The following is a 16,710-nucleotide window of genomic DNA, read 5'->3' as shown; positions in this document are numbered from 1 at the left end:
TGTGTCCAAGCCGTCTGTTGCGGCATGAGGATAAAGACATGAATGTAACCGTGAAACAGCCCCATCCCTTAAGCGCACGCAAGGATGACAGAAAACTCTCGATGCGTGCCGTGCGCGAGGCGCAAAACAGCGTCGATACGACCCTTGCCAACTTCAAAACCAGCCTGAACGGTCTCACCGAGGCGCAAGCACGAGAACGGCTCATCAAAGACGGACCTAATCATGTGGCGCATGAAAAGCGTCTGCACCCGCTTTTCCAGTTTTTGATGGCCTTCAAGAACCCCTTTATCGCTGTTCTGGTGCTGCTGGCCGCTATTTCCAGTGTGACCGACATCATCCTGCCGCTGCATCAGGGTGAAGAAGCAGAATATACGGGCGTCACGATCATCATGACGATGGTTATTCTCAGCGCATTGCTGCGTTTCTGGCAGGAATTTCGCTCCGGAAAAGCCGCGGATGCGCTCAAGGCAATGGTTCGCACAACGGCAACGGTGCTGCGTCAAAAGCAGGGTGGGGTAGCCCCGCATGCCAAAGGCCAGACGGTAGAGATCCCGATGGCAGAGCTTGTTGCCGGCGATATCTTGAAGCTGTCTGCCGGTGACATGATCCCTGCCGATGTGCGGCTGCTTGAATCACGCGATCTCTTCGTCAGCCAGGCAGCACTCACCGGCGAGGCGTTGCCGGTTGAGAAATACGATACGCTGGGTGCCGTCGCAGAAAAATCCGCGCATGCCACAGCCGCTTCGGGCGATCTGACAGACATGCTCGATCTGCCTACTGTCTGCTTCATGGGGACCAATGTCGTCAGCGGTACGGCGACGGCCGTGGTGGTTGCAACCGGCGCCCGTACCTATTTTGGATCGCTTGCGAAAGCCATTGTCGGATCTCGTGCGGAGACGGCCTTTGATCGCGGTGTCAACAGTGTGAGCTGGTTGTTGATCCGTTTCATGCTGGTGATGGTGCCGATCGTGCTGTTGATCAATGGCTTCACCAAGGGCGATTGGCCGGATGCATTCATGTTCGCTCTCGCCGTAGCTGTCGGTCTGACACCTGAAATGCTGCCAATGATCGTCTCGTCCAACCTCGCCAAGGGCGCCATAGCAATGGCGCGGCGCAAGGTCGTGGTGAAACGCCTCAATGCGATCCAGAATTTTGGCGCAATGGATGTGCTGTGCACGGACAAAACCGGGACATTGACGCAGGACAAGATTATTCTTGAGCATCATGTCGATACGAACGGCGTTCGGGATGAGAATGTTCTGCGTCTGGCATGGCTGAACAGCGCGCATCAAAGCGGTGTGAGAAACCTCATGGACCAGGCCGTTGTCCGCTTTGCAGACGCTGCGCCTTCGCTGGCGGCATCCGTACGGTTCTACAACAAGATCGATGAGTTGCCTTTCGACTTTGTGCGTCGTCGTCTTTCCGTTGTCGTTGAAGGCCGGCAGGGCGAACATCTGCTGGTCTGCAAAGGCGCTGTTGAGGAAATGTTGGCGATCTCCACCGCGGTCCGCGATGGCAATCAGCTCGTGCCGCTCGACGATGCACGCCGTGATGCGCTGATTGAACGTGCTCGTGACTATAATCGAGATGGCTTCCGTGTGCTCGTCATTGCCACGCGAGAGATTGCGGCGACACAAACCATGGCGCGCTATGGGATATCAGATGAAAAAGAACTGGTGGTTCAGGGCTTGCTCACTTTTCTTGATCCGCCAAAGGAGACCGCCCGTCCGGCGCTGGCAGCCTTGGCCGAACATGGCGTGGCCGTCAAAGTTCTGACGGGAGACAATGAGGTGGTGACGGCGAAGATCTGTCGCGAAGTCGGGCTTGAACCGGCGACGCCAATCCTTGGCCGTGAAATCGAAAAAATGAGTGATGAGGCCCTGCGTGTCACCGTTGAACAAACGACGGTTTTTGCGAAGCTGACCCCCTTGCAGAAATCGCGTGTGCTCAAAGCGCTGCAGGCCAATGGTCATACGGTCGGCTTTCTCGGCGACGGTATCAACGATGCGCCTGCATTGCGTGACGCCGATGTCGGCATTTCGGTCGACAGCGGCACTGATATCGCAAAGGAGTCTGCCGATATCATTCTGCTTGAAAAAAGCCTGATGGTGCTGGAAGAAGGGGTTATCAAGGGCCGCGAGACCTTTGGCAACATCATCAAGTACCTCAACATGACGGCGAGTTCGAACTTCGGCAACGTATTTTCGGTGCTGGTGGCGAGCGCGTTCATTCCGTTTCTACCGATGCTTGCGATCCATCTGCTGATTCAGAACCTGATGTATGACATCTCGCAACTGTCGTTGCCATGGGACCGCATGGATAAGGAGTTTCTTGCCAAGCCGCGCAAGTGGGATGCCAAGAATATTGGTCGCTTCATGATCTGGATCGGACCAACCTCATCGATCTTTGACATCACGACCTTTGCACTGATGTGGTATGTGTTTGCCGCCAACGCACCTGAAATGCAGTCGCTGTTTCAATCGGGCTGGTTCATTGAGGGGCTGCTGTCTCAGACGCTGGTTGTGCATATGCTGCGCACACAGAAAATACCATTCATCCAGAGCACGGCTGCGCTGCCCGTCATGCTGATGACCGGCCTCATCATGGCAATGGGCATTTACATTCCTTTCTCGCCTTTGGGGGCGATGGTGGGACTGCAGCCGCTTCCATGGGAATACTTTCCATGGCTTGCAGGCACCTTGTTTGCCTATTGTGTCGTGGCGCAGACGATGAAGACCTTCTACATCCGCCGCTTTGGTCAATGGTTCTAACCTGGGTTCTGAACCTGGGTGCTAACCGGGGCGCTTCAGCCTTAAGTTTAAGATCTGGGTCGCATGATGATGGCTGGATGAGACCTTGAGGGTGAAGCAGTCGCATCAATCGAGAAGACCGGAATCAATTCTGGTCTTCTCTCCACGCTTCACAACACTCTCAGGAGAACAAACATGACCACTGGATTCACTTCCGCCTTTGCGCCCCCTGGTCAGGAGCGGACACCGGGCGGTGGAGGAAAACGCTTCAAGAGAAACGACCCGAAGCGGCAGCGCACGCCATTTCCTTCGCGGCAGAAACGACCCTGGCCAGGGATCAAACATCACCCGCATCGACTTTTATGCTGGATGTTGTGTTTACTGGCGACGACGCTTGCGAGTGCGACTTACGCGCTGTCGCGCTTTGGCGTTGTTAATCAAGCGCAGACAGGCTTCCTCTTGCGCGTGGCGACGCGTGTGCACGCAAAATCTGTCCGTATGCTTATGGACGGATCGTGGTAAAACCGATGCGGTGATGCGGTCGGGTCTCAGGCAACCGCCGCCCTTGCGGTTTGAACGGAAGATATGAATGGGAAAGAAAATCTATCGCCCTTTGTCGCCGCAGATGCTTGCAACATCTGTGGCTCTTTCGATTGTCAGTGCGGCGATATTCATTTTTGATACTCTCACGGATTATGCCATCGCGGCTGCCGTTTTCTATACTGCGGTCGTGCTGGTTTCCACCCGCGTATTTTCGCATCGCACGGTCATTGGTGTCGCGGCAAGCTGTATCATTTTGACCATTGTGAGCTTCTTTCTGACGCGATCAGGCTCTTACGATGTCGGAGCCATCAATACCTTGATCAGCATTCTCGCCATTGCCTGTACGGCCTATCTGGGCTTGAAACTGGTGGGTGCTGAGGCAGAGACATATCAGACGCGTGAGCGTCTGTTGCGCCTTGCTCGCCTGACGACCTTGGGGCAGTTGACGGGTTCAATCGCGCATGAAGTGAGCCAGCCGCTGGTTGCGATTGAAACCAGCGCGGGCGCTGGTCAGCGTTGGCTCGCACAATGCCCGCCGAATGTTGAGCGTGCAATGGCAGCGCTTGAACGTATATCGTTCGATTCACATCGTGCCAGCGAAATACTCGACCGCGTTCGACGATTGTCAAAGGGCGACAAGCCGCAGGTTGCAAGCTTTGACTTTAACACGGCTATTCGTGAGATGGTCGCGCTTGCTGCTGCCGAGCTTTATCGAAATAATATTCATTTCGAAATCGAGCTTGCTGAAGCATTGCCGGCCGCGTCGGCGGACAGAGTGCAGATCCAGCAGGTTTTTGGCAATCTGATCCTCAATGCGATCGAAGCGATGGCGCAGACTGAAAAGAGCCAACGTCGCTTATGGATAGCGTCGTCGTCCGGTGATAACCGCACTCTGCGATTTACAATCGCTGATACGGGGCCGGGCTTGTCGACTACCACCCGTGAGCGGCTTTTCGACGCCTTCTGGACGACAAAAAAGGATGGCTTCGGCCTGGGATTGACCATCAGCCGCACGATCATCGAGGCGAATGGCGGTCGCATCTGGGTGAACGCCAATGGAATACAAGGCGCAGACCCCAAGGGTGCGAGTTTTGTGGTGGAAGTTCCAGTCGCAGGAAAAGGATGAGCATGTCCGCGAGCCAAGAACACAATGGGGTTGTTTACATCATCGACGATGATCGCTCCGTCCGGCAAGGCCTCGATGACCTGTTCGCCTCGATCGGTATGACAGCGGTGAGCTTTTCCTCCGTGCGTGAGTTTCTGGACCATCCGCGGTCGCCCGGTCCGGCTTGCCTGATCCTGGATGTCAGGATGCCGGTTCAGACAGGGACAGAGTTCTTCGCTCAGATGGCAGGTCTTGGCATTGAGATGCCTGTCATCTTTATCACTGGTCACGGTGATATTGCGATGGGTGTGAAAGCGATGAGAGACGGAGCGGTGGATTTCCTGTCGAAGCCTTTTCGCGAGCATGATTTGCTGGATGCTGTCCATGGTGCACTCGATGCTGAGAAGAAACGCCTGCAAAACGAAAGCATTCGTCTGGAAATATCGAAACGATGGCAGAACCTGACGCCGGGTGAACGCGACGTTTTCGGGTTGGTGGTCCAGGGGCTTCTCAACAAGCAGATTGCCGGGCAACTCGGCATCAAGGAAATCACCGTGAAGGTCCGCCGGGCCCATGTGATGCAGAAAATGCAGGCGGGTTCTCTTGCCGAGCTGGTGCGTCTGTCGATCGTGATCGGGGAGGCGGATTGCAATCCAGGCTGAAAGTCTGCTGAAGTGAGGGGTGCGCTTTCGTGAATTTTATCATCGCCAGCGATCACTCTGACAGCAATTGTGCCGATGATTGAGCCGGTGCGCCATCAAAGGTCAAAAACAACGATTCAGGGCGTGGTGCCAGCATTTGCGTGGCGCCGCCATCACTGAGCCGTGCAAGATCGGCCTGTCTGCGAATAGGATTGCGCGCCATTGCTGGAAAGAACAGCACCAACAATCGAGTTGGAATACGAACTGCGCTTGTTTGGCGACCGGCAGATATCTGTCTTTTGAGACGCAGCACCTCGGTTGCAGGACCCTAGCGCGATGATCACCATCACCAACCGCCAATCCACATGTCACGGCTTCGCTGCGCTTGGAAGCGATGACGCGGCGAGAGGCAGGCAAGTGTTGCGGCAAAGGACAGTGATGCTTCAAGAGCGGTCAAGCGGCTCGGATTCCGTTTGCCTGACGCTGTCAGGGTCTGAGGATAAGGAGCCAGTTTTGCCGAGACAATCCTGCATCCTCATCGCCAAACACTCGGCTTGCCCTGCTACCCTGCATCGCGATTATGATTGCGCTTGATTGCGGGTCAGACTATTGTCCGATCACCCCTGATACTCCCATTAAATCGTCAGGAGGATTTAAATTTGAGGAGATCTTAAAGTGTCAAGACTGCTGACTGAAGTCGGAGGATTTCTGACCAAAATAGCTGAATCGTCGCCGCGAGATATCCAGCTTGTTGCTGAGCGTCTGCACGACCATGCCGTTGAAGAACGCATGTCCGCGCCTGAACTGAGAGCCGCGCTGGCGGAACTTGGATACAGCACGATAGCCGATTTTTGTCATGCCGCAGGAATCGCCACGCATGTCGCGAAGCGTTGGGAACGGTTCGGCGTTTCCTCAGAAATGCGCGCAGTACTGCTGATGATGCAGACACAGCGACGCCAATTCGATCAGGCCACCCGCGAGTTTGAAGCGATCACCCATGTCGGACTTGTCGATTTCCTTCGGAGTCGCAAAGTTTAGCCGGTTGGCGACAAGCAATTCACCACTTGCGGCATCACCATTCGTCTTGCAACAGAGCGGCTGCTGTTTGGCTGTCGGTAATAAGCACGCTTGCTTTCACGATTTTCAGTGCGGCCTTCATCGCAGTGACTTTCGTCGGTCCTCCCGCCGCGAGCACGACCCGTTCGACGGCCGCGACCGTGCTCAGCTCGATGGACATCACCCGCTGATTGATTTCATGATCGACGAGTTGTCCATTTTCATCCACGAAGTAACACAGAATATTGGCGACTGCGCCACAAGCCTGCAAAGGGCTGATGAGGTCGGATGGCACAATGCCATGGCGAAAGATTGTGGCATCTTCTGAGATTTCACCGACCGTCAGAAGAGCGATGTCAGCTTTTGCCGCGCGCTCCTTCAAACCTCGAAGTTCTGTCTGCCGCCACAGCAGGTTGCGAAGGCCCTGTTCGTCTAGGATGACCGGTGCGGTGATCTGGTAACTGTCGACCTGGTAAGCTTCTGCGACCTTTGCCGCGACAACGGATGGATTGATCCAGCGTGAATGCGGAAGGCTTCCCACCAAGGCGACAACGCAAGCATCATTGAGCTTTCGATGTTCAAGGAATTGAACGCAGGCGTAGAGCGTGGCACCCCCGCCGATAGCCAGCGTCATTCCATCCTGCATTTCCTGATCAAGATAGGAAGCGACGGCATTGCCGAGGACCTTCTCCAGGTTGCCGTCATTGTCTGGCGTGGGTACAACAATCGCCGATGCGAGCCCCCATCTTTTCTCAAGTCGACGTTCCAGTTCGACCTGCTCGGCTGTTGCGGCATTGATCCGTGTGACAACAATGCCTTCCGACGTTGCAGCCGCCAGCGTGCGCATGATCTTGACGCGACTGACACCCAGCTGCTCGGCGATCTGCTCCTGGGTCATGCCCTCAACATAGTAGAGCCAGACGGTCTTCACTTTGAGATCAGAGGATCTCAACGGCCAGTTCTTGCCTGCCATTTCTGCCGTTCGCTCCCCGGTTTTTCCGTTACCCGTCGATCTATAGCAACAACTCTCCCCCTGTCGTCAACTGTTCAATTGTATTTGACAAAGAACAAATGAACACTATTATGATTACCGAGGACGTGAACAATGTCCCGCGACAGGGAGGAACAGGAACGCCGTCTCACGTCGTTCCTAAGGGAGGAAGCCATGAAGAAAATGACCTGGGGGATGAGCATCCTCACGGCAGGATTTGTCGGTCTGATGATGGCCGGGACCGCATTCGCTGGAACGCTGACGCTTTACACATCGCAACCGGATGCCGACGCAGCACGAACGGTTGAAGAATTCAAGAAGCTTAATCCAGACGTGGAGGTTCAGGTCTACCGTTCTGGGACCAGCGATATTATGAGCAAGCTTGCTGCTGAATTTTCCGCCGGCGCTCCCCAAGCCGATGTGCTTCTGATTGCCGACGCCGTCAGTATGGAAAGCCTGAAAGCCGACAAGCGCTTGTTGCAGTTTCCCGAGGCAAGTCTCGACGGGTTTGAAGCGGGTTCATTTGATCCTGATAAATATTACTTTGGCAGCAAGTTGATTACCACGGGCATTGCCTACAACTCTGCCGCAGAGCAGAAGCCTCAACATTGGTCCGATTTGGAAAAGCCGGAATATAAGGGGATGGTTGTCATGCCGAGCCCCCTTTATTCGGGAGCGGCAGCTTTCCTTCTCAGTGGGTTTGTTGCCAGTGACGGTCTTGGTTGGAAGTTCTTTGACGCCTTGAAGGCGAATGAAGTTGTGAGCGTCCGTGGCAATGGTGCAGTGCTTAAATCCATTGCCAGCGGGGAAAAACCCTATGGGATCCTGGTTGATTTCATGGCGCTTAACGCCAAGGCGAAAGGCTCTCCGGTCGAGTTTGTCTTTCCGGATGAAGGGGTTCCTGCGGTCACCGAACCCGTCGCCATTCTGTCCTCGAGCAAGAATGCCGAGGACGCCAAGAAATTCATCCGTTTCATCCTCTCCGATGCGGGGCAGGAACTTGCGCTCAAACAGGGTTATTTGCCGGCTAAGACATCGGTCGGAAAGCCCGCATGGCTTCCGGACGGCTTGACTGTGAAGATCATGCCGATCGATACGCAGAAGGTTCTGAAGAACACGGATGCCGACAAATCGCGTTTCACAGAAATGTTCGGCGGCTAGGACCAGAGACAGATGCAGAAAATCGCTGTAACCAGCGGTCAGGGCCGGGACAGGGCTCTGATCGCCGTGACGATCATTGTCGTGGCGCTGCTTTCGCTTCTGCCAATGGGGCGCTTGCTTGTCGAGGTTGTGTTCCCGGCTCACGGCACGGCATTGGAGGCAATGAGCCGGGTCTTTTCCTCGTCTGCGACCTGGACTGCGACCTGGAATTCGATCTATGTCGGAATTTTTGGGACCCTTTTTGCGGTGGTATTGGGAACCAGTGTTGCTCTGCTCGTCAGTCTGACCGATATTCGCGGACGGGCGGTTTTCATCTTCCTTTATGTCACCCCGCTGCTGATCGCGCCGCAGGTGACAGCGCTCGCCTGGCTGCAATTGTTCGGTCCGGCGAGCCCCTTCCTCAAGATGATCGGTATGGCCCCGCCACTGGGATCCCGCAATCCGCTTTATTCATCCACCGGGATCATTGCGCTTCTTGGTGTTCAGTATGGACCCCTGGTGTTTCTAATCGTCAGAGCGGGACTGCGGAAGCTGCCCCGTGAACTGATTGAAGCTGCGTTGAGCAGTGGTGCAAAGAAACTGACCGTTCTACGGACAATCATTATTCCCCTGATGGCGCCGTCGATCATTGGAGCGACCGCTCTGACTTTCGTGTCCTGTGTTGGAAATTTTGGCATTCCGGCCTTTCTGGGGATCCCCGCCAACTATCTTGTGCTGCCAACCTTGATCTACCAGCGGTTGAGCGGTGGCGGTCCTGCTGTGCTCAGCGATGTCGCAACCTTGTCGACTTTGATCGGCGTCATCGCGATCGCCGGGATCGTCGCGCAGGATTATGTTTCCCGCTGGCGTGATTACCGGATCGCCTCCACATCGCTTCCGGCGAGTCCGTTTGAACTCGGAGGCTACAGGATATGGACCGAGATCGTGATGATGCTGATTGTCATTGCGGTGCTTGGATTGCCAATCCTTGGCCTTGTCCTGACTTCACTCGTCAGTGCCTATGGCACATCGTTGACTTGGCAAAGCCTGACATTGTCGAACTATTCCTTCATCCTGTTCGAACACGCTGCAACCAAACGGGCGTTTCTCAACAGTTTTGGACTGTCGCTTGCGGCAACATTTTTCGCCGTGCTGATCGCTGTACCCCTGGCCTATATTACGACCTGGCGGAAGCGCTGGTGGACCAGACTGTTCAATCTGACTGCTGAGCTGCCTTATGCGTTGCCTGGTGTTGTGATGGCGATTGCGTCGCTGCTGCTGTTTCTAAAGCCCGTACCGCTGTTCGGCTTTCATATCTACAACACGATCTGGATCATTTTATACGCCTATCTTGCGCGCTTCTTTGTCCTTGCCTTACGACCGACTGTGAGCGGGCTCCACCAGATTGACCGGTCTCTCGAAGAGGCAGCCCAGGTCGCAGGCGCATCTTTGTTCATGCGCTTGCGGACGATCATTTTTCCCCTTGTCGCGCCCGCGACGCTTGCCGGTGGTGTTCTCATCTTTCTGACCGCGTTCAGTGAACTGACGGTATCTGCTCTTTTGTGGGCGTCAGGCTCTGAAACAATCGGTGTGGTCATCTTCTCCTTCGAACAGGGGGGCGATTCCACCTATGCCGCGGCCACGTCGATTGTAACAATCGTGGTCACAATCTTTCTCATGCTGTCGACGAACCTGTTCGCGCGGCGTCTGCCTGATGGAGTGCTCCCATGGCGGGATTAAATATTAACAAGGTCACCAAAAGCTTCGGAAACTTCGATGCGCTTTCCGATGTGACGATGGACATCAAGAATGGTGAGTTTGTAGCGGTTCTCGGACCGTCAGGCTGCGGAAAAACCACCCTATTGCGTGCCATCGCCGGCTTTGAAAAGATCACCAGCGGCGCAATCTTGGTGGGTGACAATGTCATGTCGGCCGCCGACAGGCATGTTGAGCCGGAAAACCGCCGGGTCGGCATCGTGTTTCAGAACTACGCGTTGTGGCCGCATATGACGGTCGCGGAAAACGTCGGCTACAGTCTTCGCGTTGCGCGCGTTGCAAAGCCGGAACTGGACCGCCGGGTGACGGAAGCTCTGGCATTGGTTGATCTCACGGGCCTGGGTGATCGGCGCCCCGCCAATCTGTCGGGTGGTCAGCGTCAGCGCGTGGCGCTTGCGCGGTGTCTGGTTGCAGCACCTTCTTTGGTTTTGTTTGATGAGCCTCTCGCCAATCTGGATGTGCACCTGCGCGCTTCCATGGAGGACGAGTTTGCATCTTTTCACAAACGAACAGGCACAACCATTGTCTACATCACCCATGATCAGGCAGAAGCCATGGCGTTGGCGGACCGAATTGCGGTGATGGACAAGGGAAAACTGATACAATTCGCAACGCCGCAGGAGCTTTATGAGCGGCCTCGGAGCGAGATGGTGGCTTCGTTCATTGCCAATGGCATGGTGCTTCCCGCGCAAGTCGTCAGCGCGGAAAGGGATGGACACTGTGCGGTTGAGGTGTTTGGACAGAAGGCACTCATGCGCTGCGTGCCGGGGCAGGGGGTGCAAGCTGACGCAAAAATCTGCATAAGATCGCAGAATATCGCGTTGTGCGACGATAAGGGCATTGCGCTTACAGTCCGGCGCCGCATCTATCGCGGCGGCGGCGCACGGATTGAAGCCTGTCCTCTCGATCACCCGAGCACGGAACTGACATTTGATCTTGCCGATGGCGTCGGCGGCCAGCAAGGTGAAACGATCCATATCGCGATCAATTCAGGCTGGGTCATTCCCCAGGGAGCGGCGCTATGATGATCGATCTTTATGGCGGTTTTGGCGAGAAGGGGCGAACCAGCGTCGGCATCCGCAGCGATTGCCGCCTTTTGTTCGACGCGGGCATCAAGGTGGGGGCAAAAGGACGTGATTATTATCCGGCCATTGCCGAACGCGATGTTGCGGGGCTGGATGCGGTGTTCATCTCGCACGCCCATGAAGACCATATCGGTGCGTTGTTCTGGCTTCGCGCCTGCGGATTTCAAGGCACATTCTACATGACGCGGGAAACGCACGAAGACGCGGAAGCGATGTTGAACCAATATGCTGATCCGTCCCATCAGCGGGCGCATCCGCTGAAAGACGCGTGCATAAAACTGTTCACGCCAGGGCAATCTATTCGTATTGGTGACAGCGAGATTTCATCCGGTCGCTCGGGACATGTGGCGGGCGGGGTCTGGTTTTCGGTGACCACACCATCAAAGCGTGTCGTGTATTGCGCGGACGTTGTTCCAAACAGCGCCGTTTTCGTCATGGACGCATTGCCTCGCTGTGACCTCGTCATTCTGGACGCCTCCTATGGTGGCGACCCGGTTTCTGCACGCGATCGCATCGGCCAGATTGGAGATTTCATGAACGCGCACAGCGGCAAGCTGGTTGTTCCCGTGCCGCTATCCGGGAAACCGCTGGAGCTGATGGCGATTTTGCCCGGATCTTTCGCAATCCATCACGACATGCGCCGGTCGCTGATTGCCCAGATCGACGTCCCGGATGCACTGTCTGCTCAAACAGCGCGAAGCTTACAGCGCAAACTGGATCGAGCATTGGACTGGCGGGAAGGATCTGCTTTGCCCGATTGCCCGTTGATGACATATGACGGAATGGGCAGTGCCGGGCCGTCAATTGAGGCGCTTAGACAAGCTGTCGATGAACAGGCAGCCGTTCTATTGACGGGACACGTTCCCGAAAACACGCCGGCTCAGGCCTTGCTCGAACAAGGGCGCGCAACCTGGATCCGGCTTCCCACCCATCCAACCCGGTCCGAGAACGTGGCGTTGTGGCAGGCAGCTGGAAAACCCATGGCCCTGGGGCATTCGTGCACATCCGAGAAACTTGAAGAATTAAAGCCCTATCTGACCAGCCTTGTTACCACAGCGACATCAGGCTCGCAGCTGTCGATCTGAATGGAGATGAAATGAGAATTCTTGTTGCAAACGATGATGGCATAGCCGCACCAGGCCTTGACCGCCTGATCAAGGCTGCACGGTGCCTGAGTGATGATGTGTGGGTGGTGGCCCCTGATGGCAAGCGGACCGCTGCCGGAGCATCGATCACCATCGGACGACCGCTGACGATGGTGGAGCATGCCGAGCGCCGATACGCCTGTTCAGGCACGCCGGCAGATTGTGTGGTGGCCGCAATGACCTGGCTTTTTGACGGACAGAAGAGGCCGGATCTCGTGCTGTCCGGGATCAATGACGGTCGCAATGTCGCTGAGGATCTCGCTTATTCCGGCACATTGGGGATCGCGCGTGAGGCAACGTTCTGGGGTATTCCAGCCATCGGATTCTCACGTGTCAAACAAGCGGCGGACGCCGAAAGCGACATCGAATGGCTCGCAGGTTTTATCCGCCGGATCGTCGCGCAGCGGGAGGCGATTTTCCTGGAAGGACACTGGTTGAGCGTCAATCTGCCGGACGCTTTGCCCGCGGCAATCGTTCAACCCCGTATCGGTCGCGATAAGATTGGCACCCGGGCGGAAATCCTGTCGAAGACAGGGGACAGGACAGAGATCATCGTCCCGCGCGGACGCGCGCATGCGGCGCAGGCCGGTGACGACAATGACCTGATCGATCGCGGCAATGTTTGCGTTAGTCGCCTGAACTGGTTTGGTGAAACGGTGCTTGACGCGCAGAGCCTGGCTGTCATCGGGCGAGATTGAGACTGATCGGCTGAGCGAATGGGCGCGAACGGTCTGGGGAAGGCTGTCGGAGCTGTTTTATGGAATCGACGATAATCATAATCAACCTGTGCGGTGCGGTTGCACTTTTGCTGTTTGGACTGACGCAGGTGAAAGATGGGGTGCAACGGGCGTTGGGGGCCAGTCTGCGTGCTGGGCTGGCGCGCGGCACCAGCACGCGGCTCCGTTCCTTTTTCGCCGGCTTTGTCGCGACGATCGGTCTTCAGAGTTCCACTGCAACTGCACTGATGGTTGCCTCTTTTGTGGAACGCGATTTTATCCAGCAAAGCATGGCACAGATTGTTCTGTTGGGCGCTAATGTCGGCACAGCAGTCACGGCGTGGATTGTCGCCACCGGAATAGAATGGATGTCGCCATTGCTCATCCTCACCGGCATGGTCATACAAAAGAAGGCGACAGGCAGCCGGCGCGGCCTTGGCGCCATGCTGATGGGTGTTGGGCTGATGCTGCTGTCATTGCACCTGCTCAGTATGGCGACGGAGCCGCTGCGTCATTCGCCGGCCGTGGCAAGTTTCATTGCCATGCTGAACAATGCCTGGCCGGTTGCGCTGCTGTTTTCTGCGGCAATTGCGGTTATTTCATCATCGAGTCTGGCGGCCGTGGTGCTGATCCTGTCTCTTGCGACGACCGGCGTTCTGCCTCAAGCCTTGATCATTGTACTGGTTCTTGGCGCCAATCTGGGTGGCGCTGTGCCACCGGTGATCGCTTCCCTGGGCGGCGAGGCCTCCGCAAGACGGGTTACTTTGGGCAATCTGATTGTTCGTGCGGTTGGTTGTCTGATCGCTCTTCCTTTCGCCCAATATGGCGCAGATCTTGCCGCGAACCTATCGCTGTCACCGGCAAAACTCCCGGTCGATGCCCATCTGGTGTTCAATATTGCGCTTGCGATGGTCGCATGGCCGCTTGCCGGCGTGTTTTCCAAATTGATGGTTCGGCTGGTACCCCAACCTCAGCAAAATGAGACAGGCCCGCGCTTTCTTGATGGGCAGCAACTGACGACCCCGGTCATGGCGCTGGCGAGCGCTACCCGCGAGGTACTCGGTATCGGTGATCTGATCGAGCGTATGCTGATGCGCGCCTCTTCGGCATTTCATAACAGCGACCCCGCTGCGGCGACAGCTATTTCAGAGCTCGAACAGCGTGTTGATTTTCTACATCAGGAAGTGAAGGTGTATCTTTCGCAACTCGGTCGCCAGGAAATGAGCACGGAGAATGAACGGCGATCCGCAGAGTTGATCGATTATGCGGTCAATCTGGAACATATCGGTGACATTATCGAGAAAAGCCTGGTGCCGACCCTGGCCAAGAAAGCCGCATTGGGTCTGACGTTTTCAGAGGACGGATTTGGGGAGCTGACCCATCTCTTCGATTTGACGGTCGACAATCTCCGGACCGCCCAAACGATTATTGCGACCCGAGATTTCAACCTTGCGAAGCGTTTGATGGAGATCAAGATCGAAGTCCGCCGCATGGAGAAGTTTTCCTCCGAACAACATCTGGCAAGGCTTCGTGACGGAAGGATCGAGAGCCTGAGGACAAGTTCCATCCATCTCGATATGCTGCGCGATCTCAAACGCATCAATGCGCATATTGTCTCCGTCGCGCATCCGATATTGGAGGAAGCGGGGCTGTTGAATGATAGTCGGGTCGTTTCCGCATAGGGACACAATGAATGGGCGACATCCGGTCTTCGGAGCGGCCTTTGCAATCCCCACAGGCTCCCATTGATCAATTTCTATCAAAGAGACTGCGCTTGCCGTCGAAGGGTCCAGATGAAGCCTGCCGCACGCCGCTCGACGCCACGATTTGCGAACTGGCGATCGAATTCTTTACCGGCGGACATGCAGAACCGAGCTCTTGCGCCGGTTGACCTCAAACATGTCACGGCGACGGAAAGGCTGTTCAACCAGGCGCTGTCGTGTGATCCGGTCCTCCACGACAGCGAGATGGAGCGCGAATGGTTCGTCGAAGGATTTTTCTGTGTTGCATATGGTTCCCGCGATATGTCCCATCACAACAGCCTGGAGGTCATCGACTAAAAACATGTCGATAGCGGCGCGCGCATGATCGGCTAGGGTCTATGGCTCGGGGATTTCACCGGGCCGGTAGTTTGGCAATCGGCTGGCGGGAAGGATCGATATGAGAGCGAGACCCGCCATGATGAGGAAGCCGATCTTAAGGGCGAGCAGGCGAGACTCGGTATTGATCCGCAATGCTTCGGCTTTCTGCTCCGGGCTAGCCGATGTCGCATTAATGACAGTTTCCAGCTGATCATTGCTGACGAAGGTGATGCTGTCGAGATTAACCTCCGACTGAATCTCTATCGGCAAGGTCGGGTTCTGAGCCAGTTGCCGCATGACGGCGCTGCTGAGCAGGCCGACAAGGAGAGCGCCTGCAACGGCAGTACCGACTGCGGCTGCAAGGTTGTTGGTGGTTCCTCGCAAGGAACCGACATCTCCGGCAAGTTCCTTTGGCGATGCGGTAACCAGCACATTGAATAAAAGCGTGACGAGTGAACCTTGTCCGATGCCAAACAGGATCAGGCCGAAAAGGACCGGAACGGAACTCCAGTCGTTACGGACGACAAAGGCCAGCCAGATAAGAGCCACGGCACACAGCCCGAAGCCGAAACGACCGATCTGTCGTGGTGTGAGTTTTCCATAGGTCCTCACGATCAGCATTGCTGCGAAGAAGACCGTCAGGTTGAACGGAAGCATGGCGACGGCAGTTGCAAGTGGCGAGCGTCCCTGGACGATCTGGATATAAAGCGGCACCGAGAAATTCAGTGCGGCTTCCAGCGCGACAACCGCAAACATGGCGAATACCGCAGCACGTTCCTGCGGTGAATCCAGCACCTGCAGCGGCAGCAGAGGCGTCTTGTTATTGGCTTCGCGGCGGCGCGTCCAAAGAAAGAAAGCCTGTCCCAGGACAATTCCGAGCAGGATGAGGATCGGTGCAGGGGAGAGACCTAAGACATCAAAGGGAGCTGTCGGGCGTGCAAGCATCAGTCCCCAGCCGTTCAGATTGTTGAATCCGAAGCTGATGGAGATGATGGCTGCCGCAGCGAAGACAACGCCTACCATATCGATTTTCACGTCTGGTCGTCCCCGATCTGGCTTCAGCCGAAAGCTGAGAACCAGAACCAGCGCGGATACAGCAATCAGGATGCCGAAGACGGGACGCCAGCCAATATAGGTGCCAAGCACGCCGCCAATCAGGAAGGCCAGGACGCCGGCACCAGCGCGCGCAGAGCCGAGGGCCCCGAGCGCGGTTGCCTGTTGATTGCCCTGGTAATTCTCCGCAATCAGGGCAACGAGTGCAGGGACGATGACGGCACCTGCTGAGCCACACAGCGCTTGCGCCGCAATCATGGCGGTTGCGTTGGGGCTAAATGTCATCAGGATCTGCGCAAGCCCGAATAGGATGACGGCCAGTCGGAAGACTTGCAAGGCACCAAAACGTTGCACAAGTTTGGCACCAAGCATCACGAAGCCTGCGACGATCATCGAATAGGCCACGATGCCCGTAGCCACGACCGTTGGCGCAACGCCGAAGCTCTCGACCATGCCGCCCAAGGCGACCGGTAGGGAGGCAACATTGAAAGACATGATCGCCTGACCGAAAGCGATGGCGACCATTGGAATCCAAGAACTGCGTTCTTCGGAGTGTGAAGCGGGTGTAGAAACTGTCATTGCCGATATCCCCTCTCGCCATCAGCCAGATCAATGTATTCAGTCCAGT

General features: G+C 56.0%; 15 protein-coding genes. 12 read left to right on the top strand and 3 right to left on the bottom strand.

Annotated elements, in window-relative coordinates; genetic code table 11:
• The first annotated feature begins 38 nt into the window (after nucleotides 1-38).
• The 4 genes from mgtA (at nucleotide 39) to ABWV94_RS17395 (ending at nucleotide 5,060) form a co-directional block, all read left to right on the top strand.
• Nucleotides 39-2,771: a magnesium-translocating P-type ATPase gene (mgtA, locus tag ABWV94_RS17410; protein WP_353414686.1), complete on the top strand. Its 2,733-nt coding sequence runs from the start codon at nucleotides 39-41 to the stop codon at nucleotides 2,769-2,771.
• Nucleotides 2,772-2,945: 174 nt separating this feature from the next.
• Nucleotides 2,946-3,272, top strand: coding sequence for a hypothetical protein (locus tag ABWV94_RS17405; RefSeq protein ID WP_353414684.1), 327 nt, complete (start codon nucleotides 2,946-2,948; stop codon nucleotides 3,270-3,272).
• Between the two features lie 67 nt (nucleotides 3,273-3,339).
• Nucleotides 3,340-4,419 carry a sensor histidine kinase gene (locus ABWV94_RS17400; protein ID WP_113497133.1) on the top strand — a complete coding sequence of 360 codons (1,080 nt, stop codon included), beginning with the start codon at nucleotides 3,340-3,342 and terminating at the stop codon, nucleotides 4,417-4,419.
• Nucleotides 4,420-4,421: 2 nt separating this feature from the next.
• On the top strand, nucleotides 4,422-5,060 hold the full coding sequence (locus ABWV94_RS17395; protein ID WP_113497131.1) for a response regulator transcription factor: 639 nt from the start codon (nucleotides 4,422-4,424) through the stop codon (nucleotides 5,058-5,060).
• Nucleotides 5,061-5,112: 52 nt separating this feature from the next.
• Here the strand turns inward: ABWV94_RS17395 and ABWV94_RS17390 are convergent, their stop codons facing one another.
• Nucleotides 5,113-5,352: a hypothetical protein gene (locus ABWV94_RS17390; protein WP_113497129.1), complete on the bottom strand. Its 240-nt coding sequence runs from the start codon at nucleotides 5,350-5,352 to the stop codon at nucleotides 5,113-5,115.
• Nucleotides 5,353-5,714: 362 nt separating this feature from the next.
• On the opposite strand from ABWV94_RS17390, the gene ABWV94_RS17385 reads away from it, so the two are divergent.
• Nucleotides 5,715-6,077: a hypothetical protein gene (locus ABWV94_RS17385; protein ID WP_113497126.1), complete on the top strand. Its 363-nt coding sequence runs from the start codon at nucleotides 5,715-5,717 to the stop codon at nucleotides 6,075-6,077.
• 34 nt (nucleotides 6,078-6,111) lie between these two features.
• Here ABWV94_RS17385 and ABWV94_RS17380 read toward each other — a convergent pair whose 3' ends face one another.
• Nucleotides 6,112-7,068, bottom strand: coding sequence for a sugar-binding transcriptional regulator (locus tag ABWV94_RS17380; protein ID WP_113497124.1), 957 nt, complete (start codon nucleotides 7,066-7,068; stop codon nucleotides 6,112-6,114).
• A gap of 213 nt (nucleotides 7,069-7,281) precedes the next feature.
• Here ABWV94_RS17380 and ABWV94_RS17375 point away from each other — a divergent pair, with 213 nt between their 5' ends.
• The 7 genes from ABWV94_RS17375 to ABWV94_RS17345 all read left to right on the top strand — a co-directional run bounded on the left by ABWV94_RS17375 (nucleotide 7,282) and on the right by ABWV94_RS17345 (nucleotide 15,008).
• Nucleotides 7,282-8,247: an ABC transporter substrate-binding protein gene (locus tag ABWV94_RS17375; protein ID WP_353414848.1), complete on the top strand. Its 966-nt coding sequence runs from the start codon at nucleotides 7,282-7,284 to the stop codon at nucleotides 8,245-8,247.
• Nucleotides 8,248-8,259: 12 nt separating this feature from the next.
• A complete protein-coding gene (locus tag ABWV94_RS17370) occupies nucleotides 8,260-9,966 on the top strand; it encodes an ABC transporter permease (protein ID WP_113497122.1) in 1,707 nt (568 codons plus the stop codon).
• A complete protein-coding gene (locus ABWV94_RS17365; RefSeq protein WP_113497120.1) occupies nucleotides 9,954-11,027 on the top strand; it encodes an ABC transporter ATP-binding protein in 1,074 nt (357 codons plus the stop codon). The genes ABWV94_RS17370 and ABWV94_RS17365 overlap by 13 nt, the downstream gene beginning before the upstream one ends.
• Nucleotides 11,024-12,172, top strand: coding sequence for an MBL fold metallo-hydrolase (locus ABWV94_RS17360; RefSeq protein ID WP_353414679.1), 1,149 nt, complete (start codon nucleotides 11,024-11,026; stop codon nucleotides 12,170-12,172). Before ABWV94_RS17365 ends, ABWV94_RS17360 begins: the two co-directional genes overlap by 4 nt.
• A gap of 11 nt (nucleotides 12,173-12,183) precedes the next feature.
• Nucleotides 12,184-12,930, top strand: a complete 747-nt coding sequence (locus ABWV94_RS17355) for a 5'/3'-nucleotidase SurE (protein WP_113497115.1) — start codon at nucleotides 12,184-12,186, stop codon at nucleotides 12,928-12,930.
• Nucleotides 12,931-12,989: 59 nt separating this feature from the next.
• Nucleotides 12,990-14,630: a Na/Pi cotransporter family protein gene (locus tag ABWV94_RS17350; protein ID WP_113497113.1), complete on the top strand. Its 1,641-nt coding sequence runs from the start codon at nucleotides 12,990-12,992 to the stop codon at nucleotides 14,628-14,630.
• A gap of 111 nt (nucleotides 14,631-14,741) precedes the next feature.
• A complete protein-coding gene (locus tag ABWV94_RS17345; RefSeq protein ID WP_353414676.1) occupies nucleotides 14,742-15,008 on the top strand; it encodes a hypothetical protein in 267 nt (88 codons plus the stop codon).
• 39 nt (nucleotides 15,009-15,047) lie between these two features.
• On the opposite strand, the gene ABWV94_RS17340 is transcribed toward ABWV94_RS17345, so the two are convergent.
• The gene (locus ABWV94_RS17340) at nucleotides 15,048-16,661 is read right to left on the bottom strand and encodes an MFS transporter (protein ID WP_353414674.1); all 1,614 of its coding nucleotides are present in this window, start codon (nucleotides 16,659-16,661) and stop codon (nucleotides 15,048-15,050) included.
• Nucleotides 16,662-16,710: the final 49 nt, after the last annotated feature.

Source organism: Brucella sp. NBRC 12953 (genome assembly GCF_040369775.1).
Lineage (GTDB): Bacteria > Pseudomonadota > Alphaproteobacteria > Rhizobiales > Rhizobiaceae > Brucella > Brucella pseudogrignonensis.
This window is presented reverse-complemented; position numbering and strand designations above follow the sequence as displayed.

What these genes read in the sequence shown, in the direction of transcription:
- mgtA (WP_353414686.1), top strand. Translation starts at nt 39, where the DNA reads ATGAATGTAACCGTGAAACAGCCCCATCCCTTAAGCGCACGCAAGGAT.
- ABWV94_RS17405 (WP_353414684.1), top strand. Translation starts at nt 2,946, where the DNA reads ATGACCACTGGATTCACTTCCGCCTTTGCGCCCCCTGGTCAGGAGCGG.
- ABWV94_RS17400 (WP_113497133.1), top strand. Translation starts at nt 3,340, where the DNA reads ATGGGAAAGAAAATCTATCGCCCTTTGTCGCCGCAGATGCTTGCAACA.
- ABWV94_RS17395 (WP_113497131.1), top strand. Translation starts at nt 4,422, where the DNA reads ATGTCCGCGAGCCAAGAACACAATGGGGTTGTTTACATCATCGACGAT.
- ABWV94_RS17380 (WP_113497124.1), bottom strand. Translation starts at nt 7,068, where the DNA reads ATGGCAGGCAAGAACTGGCCGTTGAGATCCTCTGATCTCAAAGTGAAG.
- ABWV94_RS17375 (WP_353414848.1), top strand. Translation starts at nt 7,282, where the DNA reads ATGAGCATCCTCACGGCAGGATTTGTCGGTCTGATGATGGCCGGGACC.
- ABWV94_RS17370 (WP_113497122.1), top strand. Translation starts at nt 8,260, where the DNA reads ATGCAGAAAATCGCTGTAACCAGCGGTCAGGGCCGGGACAGGGCTCTG.
- ABWV94_RS17365 (WP_113497120.1), top strand. Translation starts at nt 9,954, where the DNA reads ATGGCGGGATTAAATATTAACAAGGTCACCAAAAGCTTCGGAAACTTC.
- ABWV94_RS17360 (WP_353414679.1), top strand. Translation starts at nt 11,024, where the DNA reads ATGATGATCGATCTTTATGGCGGTTTTGGCGAGAAGGGGCGAACCAGC.
- ABWV94_RS17355 (WP_113497115.1), top strand. Translation starts at nt 12,184, where the DNA reads ATGAGAATTCTTGTTGCAAACGATGATGGCATAGCCGCACCAGGCCTT.
- ABWV94_RS17350 (WP_113497113.1), top strand. Translation starts at nt 12,990, where the DNA reads ATGGAATCGACGATAATCATAATCAACCTGTGCGGTGCGGTTGCACTT.
- ABWV94_RS17345 (WP_353414676.1), top strand. Translation starts at nt 14,742, where the DNA reads ATGAAGCCTGCCGCACGCCGCTCGACGCCACGATTTGCGAACTGGCGA.
- ABWV94_RS17340 (WP_353414674.1), bottom strand. Translation starts at nt 16,661, where the DNA reads ATGACAGTTTCTACACCCGCTTCACACTCCGAAGAACGCAGTTCTTGG.